Annotated in this window: 11 protein-coding genes, 1 other RNA gene and 2 pseudogenes; 1 reads left to right on the top strand and 13 read right to left on the bottom strand. The window is 67.2% G+C overall.

Going from position 1 to position 8,259, the window contains the following annotated elements:
- The 8 genes and pseudogenes from ACREE8_RS24615 to ACREE8_RS24580 all read right to left on the bottom strand — a co-directional run.
- Positions 1-293: pseudogene (locus ACREE8_RS24615) on the bottom strand (hypothetical protein); the annotation flags it as partial.
- The gene (gene tolR, locus ACREE8_RS24610) at positions 283-762 is read right to left on the bottom strand and encodes a protein TolR (RefSeq protein ID WP_431575664.1); all 480 of its coding nucleotides are present in this window, start codon (positions 760-762) and stop codon (positions 283-285) included. The gene tolR and the pseudogene ACREE8_RS24615, both read right to left, overlap by 11 nt.
- A complete protein-coding gene (gene tolQ, locus ACREE8_RS24605) occupies positions 763-1,494 on the bottom strand; it encodes a protein TolQ (RefSeq protein ID WP_151178932.1) in 732 nt (243 codons plus the stop codon). It abuts the gene before it with no gap.
- Positions 1,495-1,941: a tol-pal system-associated acyl-CoA thioesterase gene (gene ybgC / locus ACREE8_RS24600; RefSeq protein ID WP_431575663.1), complete on the bottom strand. Its 447-nt coding sequence runs from the start codon at positions 1,939-1,941 to the stop codon at positions 1,495-1,497.
- Entirely contained in the window at positions 1,934-3,004 is a 1,071-nt protein-coding gene (gene ruvB / locus ACREE8_RS24595; RefSeq protein WP_431575662.1) for a Holliday junction branch migration DNA helicase RuvB, read from the bottom strand. The genes ybgC and ruvB overlap by 8 nt, the downstream gene beginning before the upstream one ends.
- Positions 3,001-3,615 (bottom strand): Holliday junction branch migration protein RuvA, encoded by a 615-nt coding sequence (gene ruvA / locus ACREE8_RS24590; protein ID WP_431575661.1) that lies wholly within the window; start codon positions 3,613-3,615, stop codon positions 3,001-3,003. Before ruvA ends, ruvB begins: the two co-directional genes overlap by 4 nt.
- Positions 3,612-4,124: a crossover junction endodeoxyribonuclease RuvC gene (gene ruvC / locus ACREE8_RS24585; protein ID WP_431575660.1), complete on the bottom strand. Its 513-nt coding sequence runs from the start codon at positions 4,122-4,124 to the stop codon at positions 3,612-3,614. Before ruvC ends, ruvA begins: the two co-directional genes overlap by 4 nt.
- 49 nt (positions 4,125-4,173) lie before the next feature.
- Positions 4,174-4,923 carry a YebC/PmpR family DNA-binding transcriptional regulator gene (locus ACREE8_RS24580; RefSeq protein ID WP_431575659.1) on the bottom strand — a complete coding sequence of 250 codons (750 nt, stop codon included), beginning with the start codon at positions 4,921-4,923 and terminating at the stop codon, positions 4,174-4,176.
- A 254-nt stretch (positions 4,924-5,177) separates the two neighbouring features.
- Between ACREE8_RS24580 and ACREE8_RS24575 the strand changes: the two genes are divergently transcribed.
- On the top strand, positions 5,178-5,450 hold the full coding sequence (locus tag ACREE8_RS24575) for a hypothetical protein (RefSeq protein WP_431575658.1): 273 nt from the start codon (positions 5,178-5,180) through the stop codon (positions 5,448-5,450).
- Between the two features lie 106 nt (positions 5,451-5,556).
- Here the strand turns inward: ACREE8_RS24575 and ACREE8_RS24570 are convergent, their stop codons facing one another.
- The 5 genes and pseudogenes from ACREE8_RS24570 to ACREE8_RS24550 form a co-directional block, all read right to left on the bottom strand.
- Positions 5,557-6,288 carry an SDR family oxidoreductase gene (locus ACREE8_RS24570; protein ID WP_431575657.1) on the bottom strand — a complete coding sequence of 244 codons (732 nt, stop codon included), beginning with the start codon at positions 6,286-6,288 and terminating at the stop codon, positions 5,557-5,559.
- Positions 6,289-6,322: 34 nt separating this feature from the next.
- The gene (locus ACREE8_RS24565) at positions 6,323-7,132 is read right to left on the bottom strand and encodes a TIGR00282 family metallophosphoesterase (protein ID WP_431575656.1); all 810 of its coding nucleotides are present in this window, start codon (positions 7,130-7,132) and stop codon (positions 6,323-6,325) included.
- A 47-nt stretch (positions 7,133-7,179) separates the two neighbouring features.
- A complete protein-coding gene (locus ACREE8_RS24560; RefSeq protein ID WP_431575655.1) occupies positions 7,180-7,791 on the bottom strand; it encodes a 5-formyltetrahydrofolate cyclo-ligase in 612 nt (203 codons plus the stop codon).
- 113 nt (positions 7,792-7,904) lie between these two features.
- Positions 7,905-8,065: non-coding RNA, 6S RNA (gene ssrS, locus ACREE8_RS24555), on the bottom strand.
- Positions 8,066-8,079: 14 nt separating this feature from the next.
- Positions 8,080-8,259, bottom strand: a pseudogene (locus tag ACREE8_RS24550) (cell division protein ZapA); the annotation flags it as partial.

Here is an 8,259-nt window from a genome sequence, read left to right as displayed (position 1 = left end):
GTCGGCGCCGGCGGCTCGGGCGGCGGCGCCTCGACCTGCGGCTGCGGCGGGGGCGGCGTCGGCTCGGGCTCCGGCGGTTTCGGCTTCTCGACCGGCGTCGGTGTCGGTGTGGGCTGCTCCTGCTTGGGCGGTGTGGTGATGTCGGCCATGGTCGCAAGCTGCACCGGGACCGGCTGCTGCAGGTCCTCGGGTGCAATCCAGTCAGGCAAGCCGAAAAAGATCGCCGCGAAGATAGCGGCGTGGAAGAGCACGCTGATCAGCGCGCCACGCCCCATGGAACGATCAATTGCCAATCTGAGTTCCCGTTTGCGTCTCGGCCGGCTGCTCGACGATGAGCGCCACCTGGGCGAAGCCCGCGCTCTTCACCAGCCCCATCACTTCCATGACGCGGCCGTAATTGATCGCCTTGTCGCCACGTACATAGATCTTGGTGTCGGGCTTGTTCGCCGTGATCGCCTGCAGGCGCGCCACCAGCGATTCCAGCGGCACCTCGGTTTCCTGCAGATAGATCTTGCCCTCGCCATTGACCGTCACGACCAAGGGCTCGGTCGGCTCGCTCAGCGCATCGGCCTTGGTCTGCGGCAGGTTGACGGGAATGCCGGCGGTCAGCAGCGGTGCGGTGATCATGAAGATCACCAGCAGCACCAGCATGACGTCGACCATCGGCGTGACGTTGATCTCGGCCATGGGCCGATAGCCGCCGCCACTGCCGCGCCGGCGTGATCGCCGCTTGGCGGGCGCGGTGCCGAGGGTGGCTCCCATCTAGCGTTTCTCCTCGAGCTGGCGGGAGAGGATCGCGCCGAACTCGCCCGAGAAGGCCTCGAGGCGGTGACCGTAACGGCTGATGTCGCCCGAGAGCTTGTTATAGGCGAGCACGGCCGGAATGGCGGCAACCAGACCCAGTGCCGTTGCGAACAAGGCCTCGGCGATGCCGGGCGCCACCACGGCCAGCGTGGTGTTCTTCGCCGCCGCGATCGAGGCGAAGCTGTTCATGATGCCCCAGACCGTGCCGAACAGGCCGATGAAGGGTGCCGAGGAGCCGACCGACGCCAGATAGATCAGATGGCGTTCGAGCTGTTCCATCTCGCGGCCGAGCGTGATGTCCATCACCCGCTCGATGCGGTCCTGCAGGTTCGTTCGCAGCTGGTCGGTGCCGAGCAGACCCTTGGCCGCGGACCGGCGCCATTCCCGCATGGCGGCGACGAAGATCGCCGACATCGGATCGGGCGGTCGGTTCGAGATGCGATCGAACAGCTCCTCGAGCGAGCCGCCCGACCAGAAGGATTCCTCGAACTTGTCGGCGAGGCTGGTCAGCCGGCGGATGCGGATGACCTTGTCGAAGATGATGGCCCAGGTCCAAAACGAGGCCAGCACCAGGATCAGGATCACGATCTTGACGACGATGTCGGCCTGCAGGAACAGGCCGATGATTGTCAGATCGGACGGCGGCGCCGACCCGGCGAGGGCGGCGGCATCAATAGCGGCGTTCTCCATCTACTCGACTCGCTCTTCGGATTGCTGAAAACGGGAAAGCGCGGCACGGACCGAGGCGGGAATCCGCCGGGCACGGCCGTCGCGGTTGAGGCAGGCGAGCCGGACTTTCAGACGTGCGACCTCGTCTTCGCTCCGCCGGATCACCTGAAGGGCATCGAGCGTGGCTCCCCCCACCTCGACAATTCGGGTCCGCACCTCGAGCAGATCGTCGAGACGCGCCGATTTGAGGTAATCCACCTCGCAGCGCGCCACGGCGAAACTGAGCCCTTCGGTCCGGGTCATTTCGGAATGGCTGGTGCCGAGCTCGCGCATCATCTCGGTGCGCGCCCGCTCGGCGAACTTCAGGTAATTGGCGTAATAGACGATGCCACCGGCATCCGTGTCCTCGTAATAGACCCGGATCGGCCAGCAATGGATGTCGGTGCCGGACGCCTCGCGCTCAATCAAGCGGCACCTCCGCGGGATCGAGGGGCGCTGTATCGGCGGGGGCAATCAGCTCGAGCTGCCCGGTGCGATCGGGCTCGGGCAATCCCAGATGGCGATAGCCGTTGGCGGTCAGCATACGGCCGCGCGGCGAGCGCTGCAGCAGGCCCCGTTGAATCAGGAACGGCTCGATCACCTCTTCGATCACGTCGCGCTGCTCGGAGAGAGCTGCGGACAGAGTTTCGACGCCGACCGGGCCGCCCGCATAATTGTCGGCGATGCAGCGCAGATAGCGCCGGTCCATGGAATCGAGACCCAGCCCATCGACCTCGAGCCGGTTGAGCGCGGCGTCGGCCGCCTTCTCGTCGACCTCGTCGCGGCCCGCCACCGCCGCGAAATCGCGCACCCGACGCAGCAGCCGTCCGGCGATGCGCGGCGTGCCGCGCGCCCGGCGCGCGATCTCGGCGGCACCCTTGGCCGTGAGCTTCATCGACAACACGCCGGCGCCGCGGCGCACGATCGCCTCGAGCTCGTCGGCGGTATAGAACTGCAGTCGCAAGGGAATGCCGAAGCGCTCGCGCAGCGGGGTGGTGATGAGCCCTGAACGCGTGGTGGCGCCCACCAAGGTGAAGGGCGGCAGATCGATGCGCACCGAGCGCGCGGCCGGTCCCTCGCCGATGATGAGATCGAGCTGTTGATCCTCCATCGCCGGATAGAGGATTTCCTCGACCGCCGGATTGAGACGATGAATCTCGTCGATGAAGAGCACATCGCGCGGCTGCAGGTTGGTGAGCAGCGCCGCGAGGTCGCCCGCGCGCTGGATCACCGGGCCCGAGGTCGCGCGGAAGCCCACGCCCAGCTCGCGCGCGACGATCTGCGCCAGCGTTGTCTTGCCCAGACCCGGCGGCCCGAACAGCAGCACATGGTCGAGCGCCTCGGCGCGGCCGCGCGCCGCCGTGATGAAGATGCGCAAATTCTCGCGCAGCTGCTGCTGGCCGATGAACTCGTCGAGCGTGAGCGGACGCAGGCTCGACTCGAGCTGATCCTCGACGCGGCGTTCCGGCTGGATGACACGGGTCTCGCTCAATGGCTGAGTTCCTTAAGCCCGGCGCGGATCAAGGCCTCGGCCGAGGCCTTGGCGCCCAAAGCACGGGCGGCGCTCGACACCGCGCCCAGTGCTTCCTGCGGGCGATAACCCAGATTGACCAGGGCCGAGACCGCATCGGCCATCGGCCCCGGCGCTTCGCTCTCGGCGGCGGCGCTGGCAAGGCCCGCCAAGGGCGTGCCGAGCGCGATGCCGCCGGCCTTGTCCTTGAGCTCGGTCACGATGCGTTGCGCCAGCTTGGGCCCGACGCCGCTCGCGCGCGTCATCGCCGTCTTGTCCTGCGAAAGCACCGCCTGCAGCAACTCCTCCGGCGCCAGCGCGCCCAGGAGCGAGAGCCCGACCTTGGCGCCCACGCCCTGCACCGTCGTCAGCAGGCGGAACCAGTCGCGCTCGGCCGCGGTCGCGAAGCCATAGAGATGGATATGGTCCTCGCGCACATGGGTCTCGATCAGCAGGCTCGCCGCCTCGCCGACACGCCCGAGCCGTCCCAGCGTGCGGCTCGACGCGAAGACGAGATAACCCACGCCGTTCACGTCGATGACCGCGCTGTCGCTGCCGACGCTGTCGACCAGGCCGTTGAGCTTGGCGATCACCGGCCCGCCTCCGCGACGGCCGGCGCCTGCCACTGCTGCAGCGTGTTGTAATGATGCGCATGGCAGATCGCGACGGCGAGCGCATCGGCCGCGTCGGCGCTTTCGATCAGGCAGCCCGGCAGCAGCAGCTTCACCATGCGCTGGATCTGCTGCTTCTCGGCATGGCCCGCCCCCACCACCGACTTCTTCACCAGGTTGGTCGAATATTCCGCCACGGGAAGGCCGGCCAGCGCCGGCACCAGCAGTGCCACGCCACGCGCCTGCCCCAGCTTCAATGTCGAGTTCGGGTTCTTGTTGACGAAGGTCTCCTCGACCGCGGCCGCATCGGGCCGATAGCGCTCGATCACCCGGGCCAGCCCCTCATGGAGCTGCACCAGACGCTCCGCCATCGCCTTCGTGCCGTCGGAATGAACGGCGCCGTCGGCAATGTACGAGAGTCGGTTGCCTCTGACCTCGATCACGCCCCAGCCGGTGTGGCGCAATCCGGGATCTAGCCCCAGGAGCCGCATGAACCTCTTATCCGTCGCTGTTCGTCCGGAGCGATTCCGCCGGCTCTAATCAGGCCGACAACCGCGCCAGGACCTCGTCGGCGATTTCGTAATTCGCGAATACGGTTTGAACGTCGTCATTGTCTTCGAGCGCCTCGATCAGCTTGAGCAGCGTCTCGGCGGCGCTGTCGTCGACCGGCACCGTGTTCTGCGGCTGCCAGGTCAGGCGGGCGAACTCGGGCGCCCCGAACTTCGCTTCGAGCGCGTCGCGCACCTGCGCGAAATCCTCGACCGGCGTGGTGATGGCGTGGCCGGTCTCGTCGCTCTCGACATTCTCGGCACCGGCATCGAGCGCCGCCTCGAACATCGCATCCGGCGTGGCGACGGCCAGCGGGAAACGGATCGTGCCCTTGCGCCCGAACATGAAGGAGACGCTGTTGGTCTCGCCCATATTCCCGCCGCCCTTCGAGAAGACGGAGCGAATCTCGGAGGCGGTGCGGTTGCGGTTGTCGGTCAGAGCCTCGACGATGATGGCGACGCCGCCGGGCCCATAGCCCTCATAGCGGATCTCCTCGTAGTTCGCGTCGGCGCCGCCGCCGCTGCCGCGCTTGATCGCGCGCTCGATCGTGTCCTTCGACATGTTCGCATTGCGCGCCGCCGCGATGGCGGAACGAAGGCGCGGATTGGCGGCCGGGTCGGGCATGCCATTGCGGGCCGCCGTGGTCAGTTCCCGGATCAGTTTCGTGAACAGCTTTCCGCGGCGCGCGTCCTGGGCGCCTTTGCGGACCATGATGTTCTTGAATTGCGAATGGCCGGCCATAGCCTCAAAATCCAGATGCTGAGGGGATTTAGCGACACCCTACCATATTTTGTGGGGCCCATTCGCCATATCGGCGCAGAGGTAGTCCGTCAATATGGCAAGAATGCGGCCGCCTTTTAGCAGGATTCCCTAGGCTTCCCAAGGGGTCAGAGGGGGCCAACCGGGGGTTGGTCAGGGACTTGCCACCCGAGTCGGTTTCAGCGCTTGTTAACCTTCGAAAACCACACTCGGGCGACATCCCAGGAGAGGCTTTCATGGCTCAGGTTCCAGGTCCCGTTCTTCCCGATCTCGAAAAGGCGTTGAAGCGCCGGGGCAACGGCACCGCCGAGCTGGGCCGCGTCGCGCAGCGGGTGACCGAGATGGTCTCCGAGGCGGGCCTCAGCGCCCTCGATGCCGCCCTGGCGCTGGCCGCCACCGGCACCCCGGCGCTCGCCGCCTCCAAGCGCATCGCCGACGACCTCACCGCCCGCGCCGAAACCATCGAACGCGAAGTCGCTCGCGCGATCCTGACCGCCAAGCCGGTCTGATCTCACTCTTCATTGACGCGAAGTATTGAGCCTGCCCTCTTTCGTCATGCTGGCGAAGGCCGGGGCGACGAATAAGGCTTAGCGGCGAGAAGTGCTCGTCCGCCCCCTACCCCCGCCCCAAAAACGGCATCGTCACCGGCAGGATCACGCTCTCATAGAGATTGACGTCCGGCGGCAGGCTCGCGATCAGGACGGCGACGCGGGCCACGTCCTCGGCCGCCATCCAGCCTTCCTTGCGCGCCTTCTCCTCGGCCCCCAGCCAGATCGGCGTGTCGGTATTGCCGGGCTGCAGCACCGAGACGGCGATGCCGTAGCTGCGCCCGTCGAGGCCGAGCGATCGCGTCAGTCCTTCGAGGGCGAATTTCGAGGTGGTGTAGGCAGCCGACTTGTGCCGCGGCGCCTTGGCCGAGACGCTGCCGATATTGATGATGCGCCCGCCGCCCTTGGGCTTCATCAGCCGGAACGCCTCGCGCGCGCAGAGGAAGGCGCCGGTCACATTGACATCCATGACGCGCTGCCAGTCCTCGAGCGCGAGATTCTCCACCGTCTCGGGCGCGGCGACGCCGGCATTGTTGACCAGGATATCGACCTTGCCATAGGCCTCGACCGTGCGGCTGAAGAGGATCCCGACCTGGTTCTCCTTGGTGACGTCCGTGACGATCGCGAGCGCCTCGCCGCCGGCGGCACGGATGGCCTCGGCCCCGGCCTCCAGCTTCTCGCGGTTGCGGGCTGCCAGCACCACCTTGGCGCCCTCCGCGGCGAAGGCCTTGGCGATGGCGAGCCCGATGCCGGTGCTGGCGCCGGTCACGATCGCGACGCGATGATCCAGTTGCGCCATGGCGTCTCCTTTTTCGTCCGGATGTAGCGCCGGCTCAGGGCCAGCTTTCGGCCAGCTTGCCGCCGACCCGCAACGGCACCGCGCGGCGCGCGAGGCCGGTGGCATCGTCGGTCTCGACAAAGAGCCCGCAGACCGTGGCCGGCCCTTCGGCCGCCGTCAGCCGGTCGGTCGGCATCTTGCGCACGAAACGCTGCACCGGCAGCGTCTTCTGCATGCCGATGACGGAATCATAGTCGCCGCACATGCCGGCATCGGACTGATAGGCGGTCCTGTTGGTCAGGATCATCGTGTCGGCGGTCGGCACATGGGTATGGGTTCCGACCACGGCGGAGACGCGGCCGTCGAAGGCATGGCCGAAGGCCATCTTCTCGCTGGTCGCCTCGGCATGGAAATCGAACAGCACCGCATCGGCGCCGCGGCCCAGTCCCGTCTGCGCCAGGATCGCCTCGCCGGCGGCGAAGGGATCGTCGAGCGCATCCATGAAGAGGCGCCCCATCAGGTTGGCCACCAGCACCTTGCGGTTGCCCGGCGCCTCATAGATCCCGAAGCCCTTGCCCGGCGTGTCCTTGGGAAAATTCTCGGGCCGCAGCAGACGCGGCGCGCGGTCGATGAAGTTCGCCGTCTCCTTCTGGTCCCAGACATGGTTGCCGGTCGTGACCACATCGACGCCGGCCCGCAGCAGCTCGGCCATGATCTTCTCGGTGATGCCGAAACCGCCGGCGGCGTTCTCGCCATTGGCCACGACGAAATCGAGTGCCAGGCGCTCGCGGATCGCGGGCAGCTTTTCCACCACCGCCTCGCGGCCGGCCCGTCCGACGATATCGCCCAGGAGCAGGATATTCATGCCGCCGCCACGCTCATTCGCGCCTCCACTTCAATTCGCCCCCCACTTCAATTCGCGCCGACACGCAGCGCGCGCCGCTCGGTGACGATCCAATCGAGCGGCTGATCGAAATCCGCATGGGGAACATGAGTCACTTCCTGTCCGTCGAAGGCGGTGCCGACCGCGAGCGCGCCGCCGCGCGCGCGCAGCCGTTCCAGGGTGCGATCGTAGAAGCCGCCGCCATAGCCCAGCCGATAGCCTTCGCGGTCGAAGGCCAGCATCGGCACCAGCAGGATGCGCGGCTCGAGGAGTGCGGCATCGGGCGGCGGCGTCGGCACACGGAAAGGACCGGGGACGAGCGCGATGCCCGGCCGCCAGTCGCGAAACTGCAAAGGCTGGTCGCGGCCGATCACGACCGGCAGCCCGATCGGATAGCCGCGCTCGACCAGGCGCTGCATCAGGGGCCGTGGATCGAACTCGTCTTCGAGGGGCCAATAGCCCGAGATCACGGTGCCGGACTTCGGCTTGTAGGCCGTGAAGAACTGCTCGGCGGCGGCGATGCCGGCCGCTTCGGGCCCGACCTCGAGCGCCAATTGCCGCCGCCGTTCGGTCGCAAGCGCGCGAAGGGCGCGCTTGGCTTCGACCAGCTGCTCGGGTGTCGGGTTGTCGGGGTGGGTCAAAGGACCCGCTCGCGGCGCTGCCGATGCGAATTGCACCGGTATCGTGGGGGGCGCCGAGCGGATGAGGCCTTGAAATGCGGCCCAGCTATTAGGATTGAAAGGGGCATAGGTCGGACGGAGCCACTTGGCCGGTGAGCGTTTCTATCCTCTGCGACCTGCTCCTCAGCAGGTGGGCACCGTGTGAAAGGGTCCAGGGACCCAGCCAGGGACAGCTCCCAAGAGAATAATCATTGGCCCCAGGGATACGTAGCTCTGTCGAACCGCGCAGCGCCCGTCCGACCTGAGAACTTAGGGTGCCGAGAGCCTTGTCGCAATGGCGTCCATGCGCCGCGCCATGGATTCCACGGCGTCGGCCGCCGCGGCGGCATCCCGCTCCGCCGCCCGCTGAGTCGAGGCATCGGCCACCGCCCGGGCGCTCGCGAGCTCATCGGCGATGACGAGCGCCGCCATCGCCAGGAGCCGGCTGTC

Source organism: Hypericibacter sp. (assembly GCF_050729195.1).
Lineage (GTDB): Bacteria > Pseudomonadota > Alphaproteobacteria > Dongiales > Dongiaceae > Hypericibacter.
The sequence above is the reverse complement of the archived record's forward strand: the minus strand, read 5'-3'. Positions and strand labels throughout refer to the sequence as shown.

Bases quoted from the DNA above. Each gene is read 5' to 3' on its own strand.
- ACREE8_RS24570 (WP_431575657.1), bottom strand. From the start codon at position 6,288: ATGGCGCAACTGGATCATCGCGTCGCGATCGTGACCGGCGCCAGCACC.
- ruvC (WP_431575660.1), bottom strand. From the start codon at position 4,124: ATGCGGCTCCTGGGGCTAGATCCCGGATTGCGCCACACCGGCTGGGGC.
- tolQ (WP_151178932.1), bottom strand. From the start codon at position 1,494: ATGGAGAACGCCGCTATTGATGCCGCCGCCCTCGCCGGGTCGGCGCCG.
- ACREE8_RS24580 (WP_431575659.1), bottom strand. From the start codon at position 4,923: ATGGCCGGCCATTCGCAATTCAAGAACATCATGGTCCGCAAAGGCGCC.
- tolR (WP_431575664.1), bottom strand. From the start codon at position 762: ATGGGAGCCACCCTCGGCACCGCGCCCGCCAAGCGGCGATCACGCCGG.
- ACREE8_RS24575 (WP_431575658.1), top strand. From the start codon at position 5,178: ATGGCTCAGGTTCCAGGTCCCGTTCTTCCCGATCTCGAAAAGGCGTTG.
- ACREE8_RS24565 (WP_431575656.1), bottom strand. From the start codon at position 7,132: ATGAATATCCTGCTCCTGGGCGATATCGTCGGACGGGCCGGCCGCGAG.